Here is a 21,269-nt window from a genome sequence, read left to right on the forward strand (position 1 = left end):
GTCCAAAGACACGGAAATCGAGGTTGCATCAACGCCGACGGGCGCATCGCGACCATGCTGGCGGCGAAGGCGGCCTCTCCCGCTTTGGTCGAAGCTGTTGCGCCGGCCTGCCAGGGTTCGGGATTTTCCGCGGATATCAAGGGCTTGGACCGGACGTTGGACCCCGAAAAAGCCCCGTTCTTGCTTGCCTAGAAGGGCTGCTTCCTTTATCCGGTTGGCTGCCTTGCGTGCGGGCGGCTCCGGCTGCCGATTGGGCTGGGCGCAGGCGTGATCCCGGAAGAGTGGGCACCGGTTTTCCGCGAGGATCATGCCTTCTAGAGACAGATTGAACAGGATTACCCGCGAATGGCCAATGTTGTCGTCGTCGGCGCCCAGTGGGGCGACGAAGGGAAGGGCAAGATCGTCGATTGGTTGTCGGAGCAGGCGGATATCGTCGTCCGCTTCCAGGGCGGCCACAACGCCGGCCATACGCTGGTGATCAACGGCAAGACCTACAAGCTCGCGCTGCTGCCCTCCGGCGTGCTGCGCGAGGGCAAGCTGTCGGTGATCGGCAACGGCGTCGTGTTCGACCCCGCCGCCTTCCTCGACGAGGTCGCCAGGCTCAGGTCGCAGGGCGTCGATGTCGGCCCCGACAACCTGCGTGTCGCGGAAAACGTCACGTTGATCCTGCCGCTGCACCGCGAGCTCGACGCGCACCGCGAATCCGCCAGCGCCGCGACTGCGATCGGCACCACCCGCCGCGGCATCGGGCCGGCCTATGAAGACAAGGTCGGCCGCCGTGCCATCCGCCTGATGGATCTGGCCGATCATCAGACGCTGCCGCACAAGATCGACCGCCTGCTGGCGCACCACAACGCGCTGCGCCGCGGCCTCAATTTGCCGGAATTCGACAGCGCGGTGATCCTGAAGGAGCTGATGGCGATGGCGCCGCAGCTCCTGCCCTATGCCGAGACGGTCTGGCGGCTGCTCGATATCGAGCGGCGCGCCGGCAAGCGCATGTTGTTCGAGGGCGCGCAAGGCGCGCTGCTCGACGTCGACCACGGCACCTATCCCTACGTCACCTCGTCCAACACGGTGGCGGCGCAGGCCGCGACCGGCGCCGGCCTCGGGCCGGGCGCGGTCGGCTACGTGCTCGGCCTGTGCAAGGCCTACACGACCCGCGTCGGCCAGGGCCCGTTCCCGACCGAGCAGGACAACGAGATCGGCCGCAAGATCGGCGAGCGCGGCCGCGAGTTCGGCACCAATACCGGCCGTCCGCGCCGCTGCGGCTGGTTCGACGCCGTGCTGGTCCGCCAGGCGGTCCGGACCTGCGGCATCAATGGCCTGGCGCTGACCAAGCTCGACATCCTCGACGGCTTCGATTCGATCGAGGTCTGCACCGGCTACAGGCTCGACGGCAAGGAGATCGACCATTTCCCGGCCGGCGAGGGCGCGCAAAGCCGGGTCGAGCCGATCTACGAGACCATCGAGGGCTGGAAGGAGCCGACCGCCAATGCGCGGTCCTGGGCCGACCTGCCGGCGCAGGCCATCAAATATGTCCGGCGGATCGAGGAATTGGTGGGATGTCCGGTCGCGCTGCTTTCCACCAGCCCGGAACGCGAAGATACTATCCTGGTGCAAAATCCGTTTGAGGCTTAACGATATCTTACCGGGACGCGCGTATAGTTGAGTAGAAATGGCTGATTACTATCCGCTGATCGCCCGCGCTATTGCCGCCCTGGACCCCAACGCTCCCGGCGAAAGCCGTCGCGCGCTCTATGAACGGGCGCGCACGGCCCTGATCGCGCAGCTGCGCAGCGTGCAGCCGCCGCTCTCCGAATCCGAGATCACCCGGGAACGGTTGTCGCTGGAGGAGGCCGTCCGCAAGGTCGAATCGGAGGCCGCCCAGCGGGCCCGCGAGGCCTCGCGTCCCGGTGGCGCCGCCCGCTCCGGCTCGAGTGGCGATGCCTTCCGCCGCGCCAGCACCCGTGCCACCGAGGCCAACCCGGCAGCAGTGCCGCCGCGCACGCGTCCGGCCCCGACGCCGCCGCGCGCCGACCGCCCGTCCTTCAACGTCGATGATCAAGGCGAGGCCCCGCGGCCGCCGCGCGCGCCCCGTTTCGACGCCCCGCGCCCACCTGGCCCCGCCGCCCCGCCGCCGGAGCCGCCGGCCGGCCGCGATCGCCAGGGTGGGCGGCGTCCGCCCGACGTCGGCCCACCGCCGCCGCTGCCGTCCTCACCCGGCGTGCGCGGCTTCCGTGACATCACGGCCGACGCCAACGATCTCGGCGGTGCCGCCGCGCAGGCCAGCCGCGCCGCGCGCCGCACCTACGCCAACGTGCCCTCGCCCTCGCCGGAATTCGACCGGCTGGAGCCGAGTCTGGAAAACCGCGCCGGCGAGACCGAAGCGCCCTATTCCTACGACGAGTCGATCGAGGAGGCCGAGCGCTACGCGCCGCAGCCGCCGTCGCCGCGTCCGCGCATCGCCCCCGATCGCGACGTCAAGAAGCGCGCCCGCACCGGCTCCGCCTTTCCGTTCAAGAGCGCGATTGCCGTCGGCATCGTGCTCATCCTGGTCGGCGCCGGCATCCTCTGGGGCAAGCAACTGGTCCAGATCGTCAACGGCTTTCTCAAGCCGTCCGCGCCGCAAGTTGCGGATACGCCGACCCCGGCGCAGCCGCAGAGCAAGCCCAAGATTCCCGATCGCGTCGGTCAGCCCTCGGCGGACCAGCCGGTCGCGCCGGTGGCGCAGAAGGTCGTGCTCTACGATGAGGATCCGTCCGATCCGAAGGGCAAGCAATATGTCGGCTCGGTGGTGTGGCGGCTCGAGCCGATCAAGGCCTCGGGCAACCAGAAGGCCGACGTCGCCGTGCGCGCCGACATCGAGATTCCCGACCGCAAGTTCAAGATGACGATGTCGTTCCGCCGCAACACCGATTCCTCGTTGCCGGCGAGCCACACGGCGGAGCTGACCTTCATCCTGCCGCAGGATTTCCCCGGCGGCAGCGTCTCCAACGTGCCGGGCATCTTGATGAAGTCGAACGAGCAGGCCCGCGGCACGCCGCTCGCCGGCCTCGCGGTCAAGGTCACCGACGGCTTCTTCCTGGTCGGCCTCTCCAATGTCGACGCCGACCGCGCCCGCAACGTCCAGCTCCTGAAGGAGCGCTCCTGGTTCGACGTGCCGCTGGTCTACGCCAACCAGCGCCGTGCCATCATCGCCATCGAGAAGGGCGCCCCCGGCGAGCGCGCCTTCAACGACGCCTTCGCGCAGTGGGGCGATTGAGGCTCTTCTGTCATTCCGGGGCGCGCGTAGCGCGAACCCGGAATCCATTTCACCGCGTCACATGCCGCCCGATGGATTCCGGGCTCGTGCTTCGCACGCCCCGGAATGACGTCCGAGAGGACTACTGCGCCGCGGCTTCCCGCTTGCGCGATGCCGCGGCGGCGGCGTGCTGGCGGTCCATCACGGCGCGGCAGCCGGGGCTGACCTGCGCCTTGTTCCGCACCATGCAGGCGGTGATCCGCGGGATGTCGGGAATCTCGCTGGAGCACAGCCGCATGGCGTCACCCGAGCACATCTGCTGGGCTTCTTGCGTGAAGGCGAAACTGGGTGAGGTTTGGAGAGCGAAGGTGGTGGCGACTGCGAAGAGCGAAGCGATGGTCTGAAGGCGTGTCATGTGGAATGGATCCCCGAGTTCCCTTAAGGCTTGAGCCGCTTGGTTTTGGGGCGCCGCACGCGGCTTGATCTGCCGCATGTCGCAGCCTTCACATCGGGAGCTTCGATCCCGCGTGTGGTCGCTCGACTTCTTGATGCTCGAATCGAAAGTGCTGCGCCGCCCGAGCGAAGTATGCGCCATTGTCACGCGCCCGCAATGGCCGGCACAAAGGAATTCGCAATTGTTGCACGCCAGTCACGTCGCGCGATCAGATCAGCCGATCGGAGACGCTTGTTCCTCATCGCTCGCGCCGAGAGCGGCGGCGTGCTCCTCGACAGCGGTAACGCCCTTGGGCGTCAGTTCGAACAGATCGCCGTCTTTCATCACGTAGCCGTCGGCGATCAATTGCCCCATCTTGCCATGCCGGTCGTCGGCAAAGGCAACGGATTGGCTGATGTCCCGCAGGATCGAGAGCTCTTCGTCGTGCAACATGGCGTCACTCTCCGTTCGCGGGTATGGGTCCGTCCTCACATGCCGTGGCTCTGAAACACCTTGCTGCAGGACTTCGACAGCTTGGCCCGGTTGGCTTGCAGGCAGCTCTGCACCGCGCCGTCATTGCCGAGGTCCTTGCGGCAGAAGCGCTGGGCATCGCGCGTGCAAGCCTGCCGCTCCTGCGGCGTGCCCATATGGCCTTGGGCCAGCGCGGGTGCCGTCGGCAGGCTGCTCAGGGCCGCCAGCGCGATCGTCGCCAGGAGAAATTTGCGGGCCATCGGCGGCTCCAGTCTGCCAGGGGTCAATTCAGGTCCAGCATGAACTCATCGCCTTGCCACTTGTTCCCCTTAAAGGAGCCCGGCGCCCGCTGTTCAAGGTTCCCGCTGCGCTGCTATAACGCCTGCAGAGTGTGAGGTGCTTGATGAAACGCTATCTGGTATTTGCGCTGGTCGTCCCATTCATCGGCGGGTTCCTGCTGCTGCTGACGACGACCTACCAGTCCGGCTATTGGGCCCAGACCAACCTCGGCGAGGTCGGCAAGCTGTTCGCGGTGTTCTTCAAGACGCTCCAATACAGCTACCTGTTCGGGTTCTTGCCTGCGCTGATGATCGGCGCAGTCGATGACATCCTGATCCACATCCGCCGGATTGGGCCGGTCTTGCGGATGCTCCTGGTCGGCCTGTTCGCCTTCGCTCTGGCCTCGCTCACCCACAGCTCGCGCGGGCCGGATTCGGGCGCGGTGCAGTTCATCCTGTACGGGCTCGTCGGTTTCGTGCCGGCGGTGATTTCATCCTGGCTGGTGCATCGCTACGTCGAGGAGCCGCAAGCGGCGCCGGTGCCGACCTGACGCGCGGCGTTCGGGCGCGGCCGCAACCTCCGCCGCGCTGGCGCGTTCACTGAAGGCCATGGCCATGCAAGACGACGACATCCTCGCTCCGCGCAAATCCCGTTCCGGGAGCGGCTCGCATGCGCGCTTTTCGCGCGACGAGGCGCGCGGCCCGATCATCGACCAGGACGGCCACGAGATCAGGCCGGAAAGCTTGGAGCAGGGATTTCGCGAGTTTCGTTTCGAGTTCGGTCAAGGCAGCCCGTTCGGCAATCTGACGCGCGAGCAGCGGATCGCGCGGCTCGAGGCGATCGCCAAGCTGCTCGACGTCGCCTTCATCCTGCCCGGCACCAACATCCGCTACGGCATCGACGGGCTGATCGGATTGATTCCCGTCGTCGGCGACGTCATCACCACCGCGATCTCGCTGTGGCTGGTGCGCGAAGCCCGCGCGCTGGGCGCGCCCTGGCACATCACGGCGCGCATGCTCGGCAATGTCGCGGTTGACGGCGTGGTCGGCCTCGTCCCGTTCGCGGGCGACGCCTTCGACGTCATGTTCCGCGCCAACACGCGCAACGTCCGCCTGCTCCAGCGCTGGCTGGAAAAGCAGCCGCGGATGTAGCCTGGCTGAGAGCGCTCGCCGCGAGTCCGACTGGTCGACAATGCGCTCGATCTCCCTGCGTCGTCATTGCGAGCGCAGCGAAGCAATCCAGAATCTTTCCGCGGAGGGACGCTGGATTGCTTCGCTGCGCTCGCAATGACGGATGAGAGATAGCGGGTGAGAAAGCCCCCAAACACAAAAGGCGCGACGACCTTTCGGCCATCGCGCCTTCTGCGTACATCGAACTTTGTTGCGAAAGCTTACGCAGCGTCGGCGTCGGTCTCCGCGGCCGGGGCCGGCTTGGGCCGGCGGGGCAGCGGGAAGGCATCGCTCTCGTACAGCGAGCGGATGCCGTTCTGGTCGAAGCGCGCTTCCTCGACCTGGAGATAGGCGCCGTTCAGCGAGTCCGTCGGCAACTGCTCCATCGCGAACTGCACGGCCTCGGCCGCAGTGCCGAACCGCCGATAGGTGAAGCCCGCGCGCTTCTTCTTGCGGATGGCGGCGGGGAAGAGCTCGGCGGAGGTGTTGAAGTTGAACGGACGCAGTGGACGCATGGTCAAAGACCTCGTGATCTTCTCTGGGGCTTTAAGCGCGTGGGGTTGGGGAGGGCAGGGGCCGCAATCGAGCGGGCCCGCCGCATGTCGTTGTCGCCCTCTAATATAGGCCGATTTGACAAAAATGCGACCCCCGCGATGCGAGATGATGAATCAGCGCATGGCAGCCCCGCGGAGACGAAACTTATCAATGTTTCAAAGACTTATATGGCTTAAACTTTGCCAAGAAGCAGCAGCACGACCAGGATCACCAGCACGACTCCGCCGAGCCCGATGCCGGAATGGCCAAGGCCATAGCCGTAGCCGCCGAACCGGCCGGACAGGCCGCCGACGAGATAGATGATCACCAGGATGATCAGGATGGTCCCAAGCGCCATGGCATCCTCCCTGGCGGCCACCGAAATGCGATGATCGGCCGCACCGCCAGAGCAGAAAAGCACATCGCGCCGCCGGGTTCCATGGGGGAACCCGGCGGCGGGCTTGGGTTTATTTGGGCTCGAGCTTCAGGGCCACGGAATTGATGCAGTAGCGCAGGCCGGTCGGCCCGGGGCCGTCGGGAAAGACGTGGCCGAGATGGCCGCTGCATTTGGAGCAGAGCACCTCGGTGCGGATCATGCCGTGGCTGGTGTCCCGCTCCTCGTCGATGTGGCTCTCGACTGCGGGCTGGGTGAAGCTCGGCCAGCCGCAGCCGGAATCGAACTTGGCATCCGACTCGAACAGCACATTGCCGCAGCCGGCACAGACATAGGTGCCGGTACGGTGGTCGTGCTCATATTCGCCCGAGAAGGGACGCTCGGTCGCCTTCTCGCGCAGCACGGCGTATTGCATCGGCGTCAGCTCGCGCCGCCACTGCTCTTCACTCTTGATGACCTTGTCGTCGGTCGCTTTCGTCTTGGTGTCGGGCATGGGTCTCCCGTTGCTTTGGGGATCTCGCGATCAGTTGGTGGCCTTGCCGGCATTCACCAGCGTCGGCTTCTCGATGTAGTTATCCGCGAACAGCTTTTTCAGGTTCTCGACCTTCGGGATGTCGTTATAGACGATGTAGGGCTGGTTCGGGTGCAGCGTCAGATAATCTTGGTGATAGGCCTCCGCCGGATAGAACGCCTCCAGCGCGCCGATCTTGGTCACGATCGGCTTGTTGAACACCTTGGCGCCGTTGAGCTGGGCAATATAGGCCTCCGCGATCTTCTTCTGCTCGTCCGACGTGGTGAAGATGGCCGAGCGATATTGCGGGCCGACGTCGGGACCCTGGCGGTTGAGCTGGGTCGGGTCGTGCACCACCGAGAAGTAGATCTGCAGGATCTTGCCGTAGGAGATCTTCTTCGGGTCGTACTTGATCTCGACCACCTCGGCATGGCCGGAGCGGCCGCTCGACACGGTCTTGTAATCGGCGGTCGCCTTGGTGCCGCCGGCATAGCCGGAGACCGCGTTGACCACGCCTGCGGTGTGCTGGAAGACGCCTTGCACGCCCCAGAAGCAGCCGCCGGCGAGCACGGCGGTCTGGACGCCGCTCGCGGGCGCCGCGTCCAATGTAGGGGCTGGGATCACGACCGCCTCCTCCGCGGCCCGCGACGGCATCACGAAAGCCAGCGTCAGGGCGGTGGTTGCGGCGAGCAGGGTGGCGAGGGCGGTTCGGCGCATGGCATCCTCTTTCGGAAGGGCTGACAGTCTAGGGCGGTCGGGACCGGGCGAACAGCCTGCCCGGCCGCGTTTTCGCATCATCCGAGATACGGGCCGTACCGCAGATTGTTACGCCGGGGCGGACACGAGACCGTGAGGACGCGGCTGACGCGGCGACGGGCCGGCTTGGCGGGATGCGGAACTCCGCGCTAGATGAACCGGCGCGATCGGTGATCGACCAAATGGTGGCTGGAGCTGGCCTGACAATATGCTGCGCGTCGTACTCCTGATCCTGGCCGTCCTCGCCGCCGGCACTTGCTTTGCCGCGGCCGATCCCCGAGCCGGCGACGATCTCGCTTTGTGCCGCGACCGCCAGGCTGAGCTGCAGGCCCGCGCCGCCGCCTGCGAGAATCTGCTGAGCGCCGATCGCCTCACCGCCAAGGACAAGGCGATCGCCCTGTCCGCGCGTGGCAATGTCCTGCTCAACAAGCGCGACCATGTCCACGCGATCGAGACGCTGTCCATGGCCATCGACCTCGATCCCGACAACGTCGTCGCGCTCAACCTGCGCGGCCTCGCCTATGAGCGGAGCGGGCAGGAGGATCTCGCGATGGCCGACTACAATCTCGCGCTCCGGAAACGCCCGGCCTATGGCGTTCCCTACAACAACCGCGGCGTCATCCACGCGCGCCGCGGCGCGCTGCAGAGCGCGATCGACGATTTCAGCCTGTCGATCAAGTACACCCCGAAATTCCTGCTCGCCTGGACCAATCGCGCCCGCGCGCGCACGCTGTTGAAGGATTTCGACGGCGCCATCGCCGATTTCGCCGAGGCCGAGAAGATTGATGCGGCTGCGCCGCAGATCGCCGGCAACCGCTGCGTCACTTACGGCATGATGGGCAAGTTCGACCGCGCCCTGGCCGATTGCAATGGCCTGATCGAAAAGCAGCCCAGGAACGCGTTCGCGATCAACAGCCGCGCCGACGTCAACATGATGAAGGGCGATCTCGACGCCGCGCTGAAGGATTACAACACGGTCATCCAGATCAACCCGAACAATGTCCGCGCCCATTCCGGCCGCGGCCAGATCTACGAGCGCAGGAAGGATCTCGCGCAGGCCCGCGCCGATTATCGCGCCGCCGCCTATTCGCTGACGAGGTTCGACGAGACCGAGGTTGCGCGCGCCCGCGCCATGGCGCAGGAGCGGCTCGCCGCCCTGACGCCGAAGGAGGCGGCGAGCGCGACGACCGGCCGTCGCGTCGCGCTGGTGGTCGGCAACGGCGCCTACAAGAACGTCCATGCGTTGCCAAATCCGCCGCGCGACTCGAAGCTGATCGCCGGCGTGCTGCGCGACCTCGGCTTCCAGACCGTGATGGACACCAGGGACCTCACCCGCGATGCGTTTTTCCAGACGCTGAAGGCCTTCGCCGAGGAAGCGGAAAAGGCCGATTGGGCCATGGTGTATTATGCCGGCCATGGTTTCGAGATCGGCGGGGTGAACTATCTCGTTCCGGTCGACGCCAAGCTCACCGCCGACAAGGACGCCGAGACCGAGGCCGTCGCGCTCGAGCAGGTGATCGCCGCGGTCGGCGCGGCGCGAAAAGTGCGCCTCGTGGTCCTCGATGCCTGCCGCGACAATCCGTTCGCGCCAGCCATGCAGCGCACGCTGTCGCTGAAGCTGGTCGAGAAGGGCTTTTCCAACATCGAGCCAGGTGCGGGCTTCATGGTGGTCTACGCCGCCAAGCACGGCCAGACCGCGATGGATGGCGATGGTAGCCCCAACAGCCCGTTCGCCACCGCGCTCGCGCGCGAGATCAAGCAGCCGAAGGTCGAGATCCGAAAATTGTTCGACATCGTGCGCGACGACGTCTGGGCCGCGACCAGGCACGAGCAGCAGCCGTTCACGTATGGGTCGCCGCCAGGGCGGGAAGATTTTTACTTCGTCGCGGGGAAGTAGCCGCGCTCACGCCAGCGAATTGAACCAGTCGAACGCCGTCGCGTGTCCGTTCAGAACGGCCGCTTCGCCATAGAGGCTCGACAGGAACGTGCCGCGATGGCTTGCGCCATTGACCGCGACGCCCGCGGCGAAATGCCCACCGGCGGCGATTGCGGGCCGCACCAGCCGGGGATGCAGCGCCTCATCGGCCAGCCCGTAGTAAAATCTGATCGGGGAATCGTACTGCCAGTACGTCGCACCATTGCCACCAAGGCGGCGCAGCAATGCGCTGTTGGTCTCGTTGGTGAAGCGATCGAAGAAGCCTTCGACCAGGAAATCGCCGGCGGGCGGAATGCTCTTCGCGATCTCGCCCTCGAGGCTGTAATCGGACCAGTATTTCTCCGCGAAGGCTTGATATTGGAGCTTGACCGCCGTCTTGAATAAGTCGGTCAGCCCGTAGTAGCGGCGATAGCTGCCGAGCAGGACGATCAGGCAGGGTGTGATCCAGGCCGGCGGCATCGGGTAGGAGGTTTCCGAGGCCGGAATATAGGCCGTGGGGTTCGTCCAATAGTGAAAGCTCTCGGCGAGATCATTGAACGGACTCTGTGTGGCGGTCGCCCGCACCTTGATGCCGCGGCGCTGCAGCTCCTGTTTCAGCCACCGCGTGTTCAAGGCGCCTTGCGACCAACCGTTCAGGAACAGGTTTGATTGGCGCAGGCTCAGTGTCCGCAATTCGTGCAACCCTGCCGTCAGGATGTCGAGGCAGCATTGCACCGTCGCGCCCTTCACGGCATAGGCTTCGCTCCGACCGTTGCGATAAGGGCCCTTGCCGACATAATCGGCCGCGACGACCGCATAGCCGTTGCCGGCGAAGCGCTGAATATTGAACAGGGTCTCGATCGAATCGACATTGTCGCGCAGCTCGTAATTTTCGTCCTTCAGCCGCAGCAGGTTCGACGGGACCTGATCGAAGGAGAGGATCGTGCCGTGCTGCCATGACAGGAGCGGCAAGGTGCCGCGCGCGCCGACCGGAACCGCAAGCAGGCCGCTGACCTTGACGCGTTCTCCGATATCCGGGATGCGCGTGGAGGTGACGATGCGCCGCAGCTCCACGTCGTTTCGTGCCGCATATCTTTCGGGAAAGGCAGCTGGCAGGATATTGCCTTCGTTGAAGACGGCATAGAACTTTGCGGCCAGCGTATTGAGCCGTTCCTTGGAGACGCGCACAGGCTTGCCCGCATCCGTGCGTCGTACCTGCGCCGGCAATGCAAAAGCGGTGTCCGGAATTGTGCTCGAGAGCGCAAGGCCCGCTGCCGCGCTTCCGGACTTGAGGAAGCTCCGGCGGCTCACTGCAACATCATCGAGCCGGCGATCGAGGTCATCAGGCTTTGTCGCGCGAGAGGTCATGCGTTCCACTCCGAGGCAGATCGCAAGCTGATACAGCACAAAGCCTAGCGGGCGGTGAACGCACCTCGTCGTGGCTGCTCATTGTGCGGGTCCGTGGCCCGGATGAGCGCAGCTACAAGCGGCGGATATCGCTACGCTCATCCGCGCTACGGCAGCTTCATACCACCACGCTCAGCCGTTTCGCGGCACGCGTGATGCCGGTATAGAGCCACCGCGCCCGCGAATCCTGGAACGCAAAGCTCTCGTCGAACAGCACGACGTCGTCCCATTGCGAGCCCTGCGATTTGTGCACGGTCAGGACGTAGCCGTAGTCGAACTCGTCATAGGGCTTGCGCTGCTCCCAAGCGATCTGCTCGACGCCGCCCTCGAAGCAATCGGCGCGCACTGAGACCTTGGTCACCTTGTGACCGAAATCCTCATCCGGCGACAACCGCATTGAGAGGATGCGCGATTTCGATCGCGAGGTGTTGCGCGACTTGACGCGCCACAGGCCGCCATTGAACAGGCCCTTCTTGCGGTTGTTGCGCAGGCACACCAGCTTGTCGCCGGCGACCGGGAACTGGTCCTCGATGTTCTGGCGCTGGCGCACCCGCATGTTGTAGGCGCGGCGCGTGTTGTTGCGGCCGACCAGGATCTGGTCGGCGCCCATGACGCGATCGGGATCGAGCTCCTTGCGCGAGACGACCTCGCTCTCGCCGTAACGGCCAATGTCGAGCTCGCGTCCCTCGCGGACGTCCATCGACATCCGCACGATCGGATCGTCCTGGGCCTGGCGATGCACCTCGGTCAGCATCGCGTCCGGCTCGGAATTGGTGAAGAAGCCGCCGCCCTGGATCGGAGGCAACTGCGCGGGATCGCCGAGCACCAGCAGCGGACAGTCGAACGACATCAGGTCGCGCCCCAATTCGGCATCGACCATCGAGCATTCGTCGATTACGATCAGCTTCGCCTTCGACGCCGGCGCATCGTCCCACAATTCGAAGCTCGGCTGCTCCTCGCCGGATTCGCGGGCGCGGTAGATCAGCGAATGGATGGTGGAGGCGCCGTCGCAGCCCTTGTTGCGCATGACGAGGGCCGCCTTGCCGGTGAAGGCGGCGAACTTCACCTCGCCGTCGACGCCCTCGGCGATGTGCCGCGCCAACGTGGTCTTGCCGGTGCCGGCAAAGCCGAACAGGCGGAACACCGGCGGCGTGCCGCCCCGTCCCGGCTTGGCCTTGAGCCAGTCGCCGACGGCCTTGAGCGCAGCATCCTGATGCGGGGTGAAAGTGGCCATGTCTGTCTTGAGGGAGCGGCGAATGAGGCGATTCGCCTTCCCCCAAACTAACCATTCGCCCCGCTGGTTCAAGCGCGGGCCCGTCGCATTTGAAGTCCGTTCCCGGCCGCCATCCTTCGAGACGCCCGCCTTTGGCGGGCCCTCAGGATGAGGGCTGAGTGCGCGGCGGCATTTTTGGCGGGCAAGATGCCGTTGAGCCTCATCCTGAGGAGGCTGCGAAGCAGCCATCTCGAAGGACGAGGCGTTCACTCAGGCGTCGCCAAACCCTACTGCCAGCCGGGAACGCCGCGCATGTCGGGCAGCTGGTGGGCGATGCCCTTGTGGCAGTCGATGCAGGTCTTTTCCTTGGTGAACAGGAAGCGCTGGTGCGCCACCGAGGCCCGCGGCGACTGCTTCGTGATGTCCATGGAATCGGCGCTGTGGCAGTTGCGGCATTCCAGCGAGTCGTTGGCCTTGAAGCGCGCCCATTCGTGCGCGGCGAGCTCGAGCCGGTGATCCTGGAATTTCTCGCGGGTGTCGATCGTGCCGAAGATCTTGCCCCAGACCTCCTTGGAGGCCTGCATCTTTCGCGCGATCTTGTCGGTCCAGTTGTGCGGCACGTGGCAGTCCGGGCAGGTCGCGCGCACGCCGGAGCGGTTGGTGAAGTGGACGGTCGACTTCAGCTCGGCGTAGACATTGTCCTTCATCTCGTGGCAGCCGGTGCAGAACTTCTCGGTGTTGGTGATCTCCAGCGCGGTGTTGAAGCCGCCCCAGAAGATCACTCCGGCGACGAAACCGGCCAGCACCAGGGTGCCGAGCGCGAACACCGAGCTCGGCCGGGTCAGCACCTGCCACAGCTCGAGCAGGAACGCCCGGCTGCGCGCGATGACGCCGCGCTTGGCATTCAGCTCCGCGTTGGGATCGTCGGCAGTCGTCGTCATCTGCGGCCACCCGGGCTTGCGCGCGACAGCAGCGTGTCGATGTCGGTGAAATCGTTGCTGACCGGCGGATTGGCGGTGTTCTGCGGCACGTGGCATTCGGTGCAGAAGAAGCGGCGCGGCGAGACCGAGGCCAGGAACTGGCCGTCGCGATCCATGAAGTGCGTGATCGACACCATCGGCGCCTGCGACTCCGCCGTGCGCGCCCGTGCATGGCAGGACAGGCATTTGTTGCCGTTGAGATCGACCTGATAGCCGTCGATATTGTGCGGGATGACGGGCGGCTGCTCCGGATAGTTGCGCACCTCCTTCTCGGAGGTGTTGCGGTTCGGCAGCATCGGCGGCGCCGGGCCCTCGTCGTTGAGCGGGGTCGGGCCGCGCAGGCCGGAGCTCACGGTCTGCGCCGTCAGCGAGCTTGTGCCGGCTGCGATCGCGAAGGCGAGCAGGATGATTGCGGATCGTTTCATCATGACATGTTCACCCGCTCGATGCGCACGGCGCATTTCTTGAAGTCGGTCTGCAGCGAGATCGGATCGGTGGCGTCGAGCGTCACCTTGTTGATCAGCTTGGATTCGTCGAACCACGGCACGAAGACGAGGCCGCGCGGCGGCCGGTCGCGGCCGCGCGTCTCGACGCGGGCGCGGATGAAGCCGCGGCGGGAGACCACCTTCACCTCGTCGCCGCGGCGCAGCTTCGCCTCCTGCGCATCGTCCGGATGCATGAAGCAGACCGCTTCTGGAAAAGCCTTGAACAGTTCGGGCACGCGGCGCGTCATGGTGCCGGAATGCCAGTGCTCCAGCACGCGGCCGGTCGAGAGCCAGTAGGGATATTCGTTGTCGGGCGATTCCGCCGGCGGCTCGTAGGGCAGCGCGAAGATGCGGGCCTTGCCGTCGGCATGGCCGTAGAACTGCACGTTGGTGCCCTGCTTGACGTAGGGGTCGCTGCCTTCGCGGAAGCGCCACTTGGTCTCCTGGCCGTTGACGACGGGCCAGCGCAGGCCGCGCTCCCGGTGATAGGTGTCGAACGGCGCGAGGTCGTGGCCATGGCCGCGGCCGAACTGAGCATATTCCTCGAACAGGCCCTTGTGGACGTAGAAGCCGAACGCCTTGGATTCGTCGTTGGCATAGCCCGGCTCGATATCGGTGACCGGGAATTTGTCGACCTGGCCATTCTTGTAGAGCACGTCGAACAGGGTCTTGCCGCGATATTCCGGCTTCTTGGCGATCAGCTCCGCGGGCCAGACCTCCTCGATTCTAAAGCGCTTGGAGAACTCCATGAGTTGCCAGAGATCCGACTTCGAATCGCCCGGCGCGGGGACGAGCTGGTGCCAGAACTGGGTGCGCCGCTCGGCATTGCCGTAGGCGCCTTCCTTCTCCACCCACATCGCGGTGGGCAGGATCAGATCGGCGGCGAGCGCCGTCACGGTTGGATAGGCATCGGAGACCACGATGAAATTGTCGGGGTTGCGGAAGCCTGGATAGATCTCCTCGTTGACGTTGGGACCGGCCTGCAGGTTGTTGTTGACCTGCACCCAATAGGCGTTGATCAGGCCGTCCTTCAGCATCCGGCTTTGCAGCACGGCGTGCGCGCCCGGCTTGTCCGGAATGGTGCCTTCGGGCAGCTGCCAGATCTGCTCCGTGTGGTCGCGATGCTTCTTGTTGGTCACCACCATGTCCGCGGGCAGACGGTGCGAGAAGGTGCCGACCTCGCGCGCGGTGCCGCAGGCCGAGGGCTGGCCGGTCAGCGAGAACGGGCTGTTGCCGGGCGCGGAGATCTTTCCGGTCAAAAGGTGGATGTTGTAGACGAGGTTGTTGCACCAGACGCCGCGGGTGTGCTGGTTGAAGCCCATGGTCCAGAACGAGACCACTTTTGTCTTCGGGTCGGCATACAACTCGGCCAGCGCCTCGAGCCGGTTCAGCGGCACGCCCGACATTTGGGCGGCTTTCTCCAGCGTGTACTCCGACACGAACTTGGCGAATTCGTCATAGCTCATGTCGGTGGCGTCGTTGGGTTTCGCCGCGCCCGTCGCCTTCTTCTGCAGCGGATGCTCGGGCCGCAGGCCGTAGCCGATGTCGGTCTGGCCGCGCTTGAACACGGTATGTGCGGCAACGAAGTCCTTGTTGACGCGACCGGTCTTGATGATGTGGTTGGCGATGGCGTTGAGGATGTACAGGTCGGTGTGCGGCTTGAACACCATGCCGATGTCGGCGAGGTCGAACGAGCGGTGCTCGAAGGTGGAGAGCACGGCGACGCGGACATGCGGTGCGGACAGCCGGCGGTCGGCGATGCGCGTCCACAGGATCGGATGCATCTCCGCCATGTTGGAGCCCCACAGCACGAAGGCATCGGTGGCCTCGATGTCGTCGTAGCAGCCGGCCGGCTCGTCGATGCCGAAGGTGCGCATCATGCCGGCGACCGCCGAGGCCATGCAGTGCCGCGCATTGGGATCGATGTTGTTGGTGCGGAAGCCGGCCTTGAACAGCTTGACGGCGGCATAGCCTTCCCAGATCGTCCACTGGCCGGAGCCGAACATGGCGACGCCGTTGGGGCCGCGCTTCTTGATCGCTTCCTTCCACTTCAGCTCCATGATGTCGAAGGCTTCGGTCCAGGTGACGGGCGTGAACTCGCCGTTCTTGTCGTACTTGCCGCCCGTCTTGCGCAGCATCGGCTGCGTCAGCCGGTCATGGCCGTACATGATCTTGGAGAGGAAGTAGCCCTTGACGCAGTTGAGGCCGCGATTGACCTCGGCCTTGATGTCGCCATGGGTGGCGACGACGCGGTTGTCCTTGGTCGCGACCATCACCGAGCAGCCTGTGCCGCAGAAGCGGCAGGCGGCCTTGTCCCATTTCAATTCGCTCTCCTTCCGCTCGGCGGCGAGGTTGGCGGCGAGCGCCGGTGCCGGCAGGCCGGCGGCGGCCGCGGCGATCGCGGCGGCCTCGAGCTTGAGCATCTGGCGGCGGTCGAGCTTCGGCGATGTCATGATGGCTCTTCCTGACTCAGGCGGTTTCAATGGCGTGGAAGACGAGCGCTGCGGAATAGACGTTCGGCAGCGACTGGATGGTGTTGAGCATGGTGCCAAGGCTGCCGGCATCCGCCGCTTCAGCCACGACGACGAGCTTTCCGCGCGCGTCGCGGCCGTGGATCTCGCAGCCGGGCAGCGCGGCAATCTCGGCTTCGAGTTCGGCAAGGCGTTCGGGCCGCGCCTGCACGATGATGCTGGCGATCTCGGCGCCCGGCGGCGCGATGACGCGGTCGGCGCTGAGCACCCGGCCGGTGATCAAGGCGCGGCGGTTGAGTGTGGCGTGAGCCATGATGCCTGTCTTTCGCTAGTTGCCGATCAATGCGGGGAGGGCGGCGGGCCGGGAGGGCCGGCGAACATCTGGTAGATCCAGACGCCGAGCCCGTAACTGCCGACCGTCCCGACCGCGAGGACGGGCATCACGATCGCGGTCAGGAACAGGAAGGCGAAAATCTCCATGCGCTTACGGCGCACGCGCGACGTCGTGTCGTCAGGGGCCGACATATTCGGTCTCTTGAAGCTGTGGGGAATCGTGACGGCATCCGGGCCGTCGCCTTGCTGCACTTTAGATACGTTCCACCCGACAGCGCGTTGATTTGGATCAATGTCGGTTGGCTGCCTCTCGCTGCGCCGGAGGATGGATCGTCTCCCACGTGGCGGAATTGCGCATCCGTAGACAGCGTCGCCTCGCGCATTAAGATGCCGTTAACAACAACAAGCGGGAGAGCGACGCCATGAAGTTCGGCATCTTCTACGAGCTGCAGCTGCCGCGGCCCTGGGCGGCCGGCGACGAACTCGCCCTTTATCAGAATGCGCTCTCGCAGATGGAGCTCGCCGACAAGCTCGGCTACGACCATGCCTGGGTGGTCGAGCATCACTTCCTCGAAGAATATTCGCACTCGCCCTCGCCGGAATCGTTCCTGGCTGCCGCAAGCCAGCGCACCAAGAACATCCGGCTCGGCCACGGCATCCTCCAGCTCACCACCAACCATCCGGCGCGCGTCGCCGAGCGCGTCGCGGTGCTGGATCTGCTCTCGAACGGCCGCTGCGAGTTCGGCATGGGCGAGAGCGCCTCGATCACCGAGCTCGAGCCGTTCGGCCGCGACATGGAGACCAAGAAGGAGGTGTTCGAGGAGGCGGTCGCGGCCATCTTCCCGATGTTCAAGGACGCAGGCTCAGAGCATCACGGCAAATATTTCGACATCCCCTTGCGCAACGTCGTGCCCAAGCCGGTGCAGAAGCCGCACCCGCCGCTGTGGATGGCCTGCTCGCAGCTGCCGACCATCGAACGTGCCGGCCGCCACGGCTTCGGTGCGCTCGGCTTCCAGTTCGTCAGCGCCGATGCCGCGCATGCCTGGGTGCACGCCTATTACAACGCCATCACCAAGCGGCTGCACAAGCTCGCCGACTACGAGATCAATCCGAACATGGCGCTGGTCTCGTTCTTCATGTGCGCGAAGACGGATGAAGAGGCGCGCGCCCGCGCCGACGGCGCCACCTTCTTCCAGTTTGCGCTGCGCTTCTACGGCGCTTCGCAGAGCCGCCAGCGCCCCGCGCCCTACACCGTCAACATGTGGGACGAGTACAACAAGTGGAAGCGCGACAATCCGCAAGCCCAGGAGGCGGCGCTGCGTGGCGGCCTGATCGGCTCGCCCGAGACGATCCGGAAGAAGCTGAAGCGCTTCCAGTCCTCGCACATCGACCAGGTCATCTTGCTCAACCAGGCCGGCAAGAACAGTCACGAGCATATCTGCGAGTCGCTGGAGCTGTTCGGTCGCGAGGTGATGCCGGAGTTCCAGAACGATCCGGCGCAGGCGGCCTGGAAGCAGGGCGTGATGAGCGGCGAGATCGAGCTGGAAGAGATCGATACCGAGGCCTTCACCGATCGCTACGGCAAGCTGGCGATCAACGTGGCCCCCGCGAAGGCGGCGGCGGGGTAGCGTGTAAGCCACGACAGGTCCTGCTTCCTGGCGCTGAAGCCGGTGCGGTGAGCCGCGCAGGAGTGCGGCGTTTTGACCCGGAGCAGACCTTTCGAACTCTCTGCATCCAGCAATGGCTGGGCGCTCGACGTCGCTCTCCCTTGCGCTGCTTCACGCATATCGTCGTCCCAGCAAGCGCCCAAGCGGCGCGAGGAACGATTCAACACAGCGTGAGTTCGACCTCAAATCCAAGAAACAAAGCAAGAGGGTAACGCGATGACACGATCCGTGGAGGAGTTGAGACGGGAGTCCGAGCGTAGCCGCGCGGAGCTGGCGGCGACGGTCGGACGGTTGAAGGAGCAGATATCGGACACCGCCGAGGACATTCGCCACAAAGTCTCGCCGCAGCACATCAAATCCGAAGTCACCGAATACGTCAGCCACAAGACCCAGAGCTGGGTCGAAGGGCTCAAGCAACAGATCATGGACAACCCGATGGGCGCAGTGGCCGCGGGCGCCGCAGTGGGCGTTCCGTTGCTTCGGTTGGTGCGAGGTACGCCGTTGCCACTTCTCATGATCGGCGCAGGACTCGCCCTGACCTCGAAGACGGTGCGCGATCGTGCTGCAGACGTCACCGGCCCGGTCTTGGACAAAGCCGGGCACATGCTTGAGGGGGTGGCCGAGGGCGCACGGGCGATGCAGGGTGATGCCAAGGAGACGCTGTCCTCCGCGCAAAGCCGAACCGCTGGCATGGCTGATGACGCGCAGGAGAAGGCCGCCGGCATTGCCGCTGATCTGCGGGAGAGCGCGGCGCGTGCTGCCACTTTTGCGAGTGAAAAGCTCAAGAGTGGCATGAATGCAACCAGGGATGCCGCCGCGAGCGCGCCTGACCAGGCCCGGCAGGCCATTGGCGACAATGCTGCGCTCATCGGCGGCCTGGGCATCGCGATCGGCGCCATCATTGCGGCTGCTCTTCCCGAGACCAAGGTCGAAGCTAAGGTTATGGGCCGGACGAGCGACGGGGTGAAGCAGGCTGCTGCCGCCGCGGCGCAATCCGGGTTCGAGGCCGCAAGAGACGCCACCACGTCGGCGGCCGATGCTGCGGCGCAAAGGGTCGCCGATGCTGATCTCGGCACCCATGCCAGCCGCATGACGCAGAACATGGCGGACACTCTGAAGGAGGCTGCGGACGACGTCGTCAAAGCTGCCTTTAGCCCCTCTCAAACCAAAACCTGAAGGAAACCATCATGAGCGATTTGGACCCGCAGAACGTGAAGCAGTTCACAAAGAACCAGGACAAGGGCACCGCGAAGGACATGAAAGAGCAGATCGGCGATGCCGGAGCGGAGATGAAGCAGCGCGCCGGCGATGCGTTCCGGGCATCGGCCGACGTCGCGCGAGACAAGTTCGGCGAGGCCGCGGATGCAGCAAAGGGCGTCGCGGACGGAACCATGGACCAGATTCAGAGCCAGGCGCGCGAACAGCAGCGATCGGGCGCCGATTTCGTCGAGCGCCTCGCGGCCAACATCCGCGAGGCCGGACGGGCTTTCGAGAGCGACGTACCCTTCGCCGCACGCGGCATCGGTTCGGCGGCGGACTATGTCGAGGATGCCGCCCAGAAGATTCGGGACGGAAGCTTCCGAGATCTTGTCGCAGGCGCGACCGATTTCGCCAAACGTCAGCCGGCCGCCTTTCTTGGCATATCGGTGCTGGCTGGCTTCGCGGCCGTTCGCTTCCTGAAGGCATCGGGCGGACAGTCGTCATCCCAAGGGCAGCGCAACACCCCCGGCAGCACGTCGGGGAGCGGGCAAACGTCGGGCGGGAGACCGTTTTCGGCGGGAGAGCAAAACTGGAATCGGGAGTCCGGGACCCGTAACCCCCATACGCAACAATCCTCATCCTTCCAGGGCAGCACGTTACCATGAGCATCGAGCGCGATATCAAAACCAGCAAAAGCGAGTTCAGGGAAATCTCGACGCTGCTCGGCGATGCCATGTCGCAGTTCGCCAAGCTGTTCCAGAACGAGATCGACCTGGCAAAGGCAGAAGTTGGCGAGAAGCTCCAGAAGATCGGCGGCGCCGTCGGCTTGATCGTAGGCGGCGCCGTTCTGGTGATCCCGGCCATCGTCATGGCCTTGTTTGCCCTCTCGGCCGCATTGATCTCCGCAGGATGGTCGCAGCCACTGTCATATCTGACATCGGCAGTCATCGCTGCGGCCATCGCCGCCGCGCTGGTGGCCATGGGCATGAACCGGCTTGATATGCGTCAGCTGGCTCCCCGCGAAACGATCGGCCAGCTGGAAAAAGACAAGGACACCGTGAAGGGAATGGTGCGATGAGCAGCACGAAAACCGGTTTTATCGACAATCTGGTAACGGCCGCCACGGACAATCCGCTTGCCGCGGCCCTCATCGGAGGCGGCGCGCTTTGGCTATTGGCCGGCGACCAGAAGTTAAAGACTGTAGCGCGTTCTGCTGCCGAGGCCGTCGAACCCGTTGCCGACTTAGGGACGCGCGGCTTCAGCTCGGCAGCATCCGCGATCAAGCGGACCGTGGCGCCGCCGACCGCCCCCGAAATGGACAACGACGGCTCGCAAGGGGTCGGGGAGACCCTGCGTGGCGCGACCGCCGCCGCTTCCGATACTATGTCGCAGGCCGCCGAGGGCGTCCGGGATCGTTTCGACGAGGGCGTCGCCTTCGCGCAGGAGCAATTCAGCAAGCTGGGCAATGCGCTTCCGAACAAGGACACCATGGCGAGTGCGAAGTCGTCACTGGCGGACATGCTGGAGCGGCAACCGCTCGTGCTAGGGGTCGTGGGCATCGCAATTGGTGCGGCCGTGGCGGGCGCGTTCCGCGCCTCCGAGATCGAGAACCAGTATATCGGAGACGTCAGCGACGACGTGAAGGCTGACCTGAACCGGCGCGCCGGTGCGGTCTCGCAGGCCCTGCGTGAAGCCTCGGACACGGTTGTCTCGGAAATCAGCGATACCGGCGCCGAGATTGTGGACCGAGTCAAGCAGGCCGGGATGGACGCCGCGGCAGCTGCCCGCGCCGAGGTGAAGGCTCCGTAGT

At 65.2% G+C, this 21,269-nt stretch carries 24 protein-coding genes; 10 read left to right on the forward strand and 14 right to left on the reverse strand.

Features of this window, described 5'->3' with window-relative positions:
• Positions 1 to 345: 345 nt before the first annotated feature.
• Together GA0061099_RS12695 and GA0061099_RS12700 are read left to right on the forward strand one after the other, a co-directional pair.
• A complete protein-coding gene (locus tag GA0061099_RS12695) occupies positions 346 to 1,638 on the forward strand; it encodes an adenylosuccinate synthase (RefSeq protein ID WP_036022070.1) in 1,293 nt (430 codons plus the stop codon).
• 37 nt (positions 1,639 to 1,675) lie between these two features.
• Entirely contained in the window at positions 1,676 to 3,262 is a 1,587-nt protein-coding gene (locus tag GA0061099_RS12700; RefSeq protein WP_074447708.1) for a hypothetical protein, read from the forward strand.
• 121 nt (positions 3,263 to 3,383) lie between these two features.
• On the opposite strand, the gene GA0061099_RS12705 is transcribed toward GA0061099_RS12700, so the two are convergent.
• From GA0061099_RS12705 to GA0061099_RS12715, 3 genes are all read right to left on the reverse strand, one after another.
• Positions 3,384 to 3,656 (reverse strand): hypothetical protein, encoded by a 273-nt coding sequence (locus GA0061099_RS12705; RefSeq protein WP_036022099.1) that lies wholly within the window; start codon positions 3,654 to 3,656, stop codon positions 3,384 to 3,386.
• A 252-nt stretch (positions 3,657 to 3,908) separates the two neighbouring features.
• Positions 3,909 to 4,127, reverse strand: a complete 219-nt coding sequence (locus tag GA0061099_RS12710; RefSeq protein ID WP_036022080.1) for a PIN domain-containing protein — start codon at positions 4,125 to 4,127, stop codon at positions 3,909 to 3,911.
• 35 nt (positions 4,128 to 4,162) lie between these two features.
• Positions 4,163 to 4,405, reverse strand: coding sequence for a hypothetical protein (locus GA0061099_RS12715; RefSeq protein WP_036022082.1), 243 nt, complete (start codon positions 4,403 to 4,405; stop codon positions 4,163 to 4,165).
• A gap of 143 nt (positions 4,406 to 4,548) precedes the next feature.
• Between GA0061099_RS12715 and GA0061099_RS12720 the strand changes: the two genes are divergently transcribed.
• Together GA0061099_RS12720 and GA0061099_RS12725 are read left to right on the forward strand one after the other, a co-directional pair.
• Positions 4,549 to 4,974 carry a DUF5413 family protein gene (locus tag GA0061099_RS12720; protein WP_035998913.1) on the forward strand — a complete coding sequence of 142 codons (426 nt, stop codon included), beginning with the start codon at positions 4,549 to 4,551 and terminating at the stop codon, positions 4,972 to 4,974.
• 58 nt (positions 4,975 to 5,032) lie between these two features.
• On the forward strand, positions 5,033 to 5,575 hold the full coding sequence (locus tag GA0061099_RS12725; RefSeq protein ID WP_085972009.1) for a DUF4112 domain-containing protein: 543 nt from the start codon (positions 5,033 to 5,035) through the stop codon (positions 5,573 to 5,575).
• Positions 5,576 to 5,814: 239 nt separating this feature from the next.
• Here GA0061099_RS12725 and GA0061099_RS12730 read toward each other — a convergent pair whose 3' ends face one another.
• From GA0061099_RS12730 to msrA, 4 genes are all read right to left on the reverse strand, one after another.
• Positions 5,815 to 6,108 (reverse strand): hypothetical protein, encoded by a 294-nt coding sequence (locus GA0061099_RS12730; RefSeq protein ID WP_024337713.1) that lies wholly within the window; start codon positions 6,106 to 6,108, stop codon positions 5,815 to 5,817.
• A 212-nt stretch (positions 6,109 to 6,320) separates the two neighbouring features.
• The gene (locus GA0061099_RS12735; protein ID WP_036022085.1) at positions 6,321 to 6,485 is read right to left on the reverse strand and encodes a DUF3309 family protein; all 165 of its coding nucleotides are present in this window, start codon (positions 6,483 to 6,485) and stop codon (positions 6,321 to 6,323) included.
• A 109-nt stretch (positions 6,486 to 6,594) separates the two neighbouring features.
• Positions 6,595 to 7,014: a peptide-methionine (R)-S-oxide reductase MsrB gene (gene msrB, locus GA0061099_RS12740; protein ID WP_036022087.1), complete on the reverse strand. Its 420-nt coding sequence runs from the start codon at positions 7,012 to 7,014 to the stop codon at positions 6,595 to 6,597.
• Positions 7,015 to 7,044: 30 nt separating this feature from the next.
• Positions 7,045 to 7,749: a peptide-methionine (S)-S-oxide reductase MsrA gene (gene msrA / locus GA0061099_RS12745; protein ID WP_036022090.1), complete on the reverse strand. Its 705-nt coding sequence runs from the start codon at positions 7,747 to 7,749 to the stop codon at positions 7,045 to 7,047.
• A gap of 247 nt (positions 7,750 to 7,996) precedes the next feature.
• On the opposite strand from msrA, the gene GA0061099_RS12750 reads away from it, so the two are divergent.
• Positions 7,997 to 9,685, forward strand: coding sequence for a caspase family protein (locus tag GA0061099_RS12750; protein WP_036022093.1), 1,689 nt, complete (start codon positions 7,997 to 7,999; stop codon positions 9,683 to 9,685).
• Positions 9,686 to 9,691: 6 nt separating this feature from the next.
• Here the strand turns inward: GA0061099_RS12750 and GA0061099_RS12755 are convergent, their stop codons facing one another.
• From GA0061099_RS12755 to napE, 7 genes are all read right to left on the reverse strand, one after another.
• Positions 9,692 to 11,071 carry an alpha/beta hydrolase family protein gene (locus GA0061099_RS12755; protein WP_050995845.1) on the reverse strand — a complete coding sequence of 460 codons (1,380 nt, stop codon included), beginning with the start codon at positions 11,069 to 11,071 and terminating at the stop codon, positions 9,692 to 9,694.
• Between the two features lie 157 nt (positions 11,072 to 11,228).
• Positions 11,229 to 12,344 (reverse strand): ATP-dependent DNA helicase, encoded by a 1,116-nt coding sequence (locus GA0061099_RS12760; RefSeq protein WP_035998929.1) that lies wholly within the window; start codon positions 12,342 to 12,344, stop codon positions 11,229 to 11,231.
• A 266-nt stretch (positions 12,345 to 12,610) separates the two neighbouring features.
• Positions 12,611 to 13,264, reverse strand: a complete 654-nt coding sequence (locus GA0061099_RS12765) for a NapC/NirT family cytochrome c (protein ID WP_035998932.1) — start codon at positions 13,262 to 13,264, stop codon at positions 12,611 to 12,613.
• Entirely contained in the window at positions 13,261 to 13,731 is a 471-nt protein-coding gene (locus GA0061099_RS12770; protein WP_036022095.1) for a nitrate reductase cytochrome c-type subunit, read from the reverse strand. The genes GA0061099_RS12765 and GA0061099_RS12770 overlap by 4 nt, the downstream gene beginning before the upstream one ends.
• Entirely contained in the window at positions 13,728 to 16,241 is a 2,514-nt protein-coding gene (gene napA / locus GA0061099_RS12775; protein WP_074447709.1) for a nitrate reductase catalytic subunit NapA, read from the reverse strand. The genes GA0061099_RS12770 and napA overlap by 4 nt, the downstream gene beginning before the upstream one ends.
• A gap of 16 nt (positions 16,242 to 16,257) precedes the next feature.
• Positions 16,258 to 16,572, reverse strand: coding sequence for a chaperone NapD (locus tag GA0061099_RS12780; RefSeq protein WP_036022112.1), 315 nt, complete (start codon positions 16,570 to 16,572; stop codon positions 16,258 to 16,260).
• Positions 16,573 to 16,598: 26 nt separating this feature from the next.
• Positions 16,599 to 16,784, reverse strand: coding sequence for a periplasmic nitrate reductase, NapE protein (gene napE, locus GA0061099_RS12785; RefSeq protein WP_018318384.1), 186 nt, complete (start codon positions 16,782 to 16,784; stop codon positions 16,599 to 16,601).
• A gap of 230 nt (positions 16,785 to 17,014) precedes the next feature.
• Between napE and GA0061099_RS12790 the strand changes: the two genes are divergently transcribed.
• The 5 genes from GA0061099_RS12790 to GA0061099_RS12810 all read left to right on the forward strand — a co-directional run bounded on the left by GA0061099_RS12790 (position 17,015) and on the right by GA0061099_RS12810 (position 21,268).
• Positions 17,015 to 18,220, forward strand: a complete 1,206-nt coding sequence (locus GA0061099_RS12790) for an LLM class flavin-dependent oxidoreductase (RefSeq protein WP_036022114.1) — start codon at positions 17,015 to 17,017, stop codon at positions 18,218 to 18,220.
• 255 nt (positions 18,221 to 18,475) lie between these two features.
• Positions 18,476 to 19,435: a DUF3618 domain-containing protein gene (locus GA0061099_RS12795; protein ID WP_036022116.1), complete on the forward strand. Its 960-nt coding sequence runs from the start codon at positions 18,476 to 18,478 to the stop codon at positions 19,433 to 19,435.
• Positions 19,436 to 19,446: 11 nt separating this feature from the next.
• A complete protein-coding gene (locus GA0061099_RS12800; RefSeq protein ID WP_036022119.1) occupies positions 19,447 to 20,124 on the forward strand; it encodes a hypothetical protein in 678 nt (225 codons plus the stop codon).
• Complete coding sequence (locus GA0061099_RS12805; protein ID WP_036022122.1) at positions 20,121 to 20,537, forward strand: phage holin family protein; 417 nt, start codon at positions 20,121 to 20,123, stop codon at positions 20,535 to 20,537. The genes GA0061099_RS12800 and GA0061099_RS12805 overlap by 4 nt, the downstream gene beginning before the upstream one ends.
• Positions 20,534 to 21,268, forward strand: a complete 735-nt coding sequence (locus tag GA0061099_RS12810) for a hypothetical protein (RefSeq protein WP_036022124.1) — start codon at positions 20,534 to 20,536, stop codon at positions 21,266 to 21,268. The genes GA0061099_RS12805 and GA0061099_RS12810 overlap by 4 nt, the downstream gene beginning before the upstream one ends.
• Position 21,269 lies beyond the last annotated feature (1 nt).

Source organism: Bradyrhizobium yuanmingense, from assembly GCF_900094575.1.
Classification (GTDB): Bacteria; Pseudomonadota; Alphaproteobacteria; order Rhizobiales; family Xanthobacteraceae; genus Bradyrhizobium; species Bradyrhizobium yuanmingense.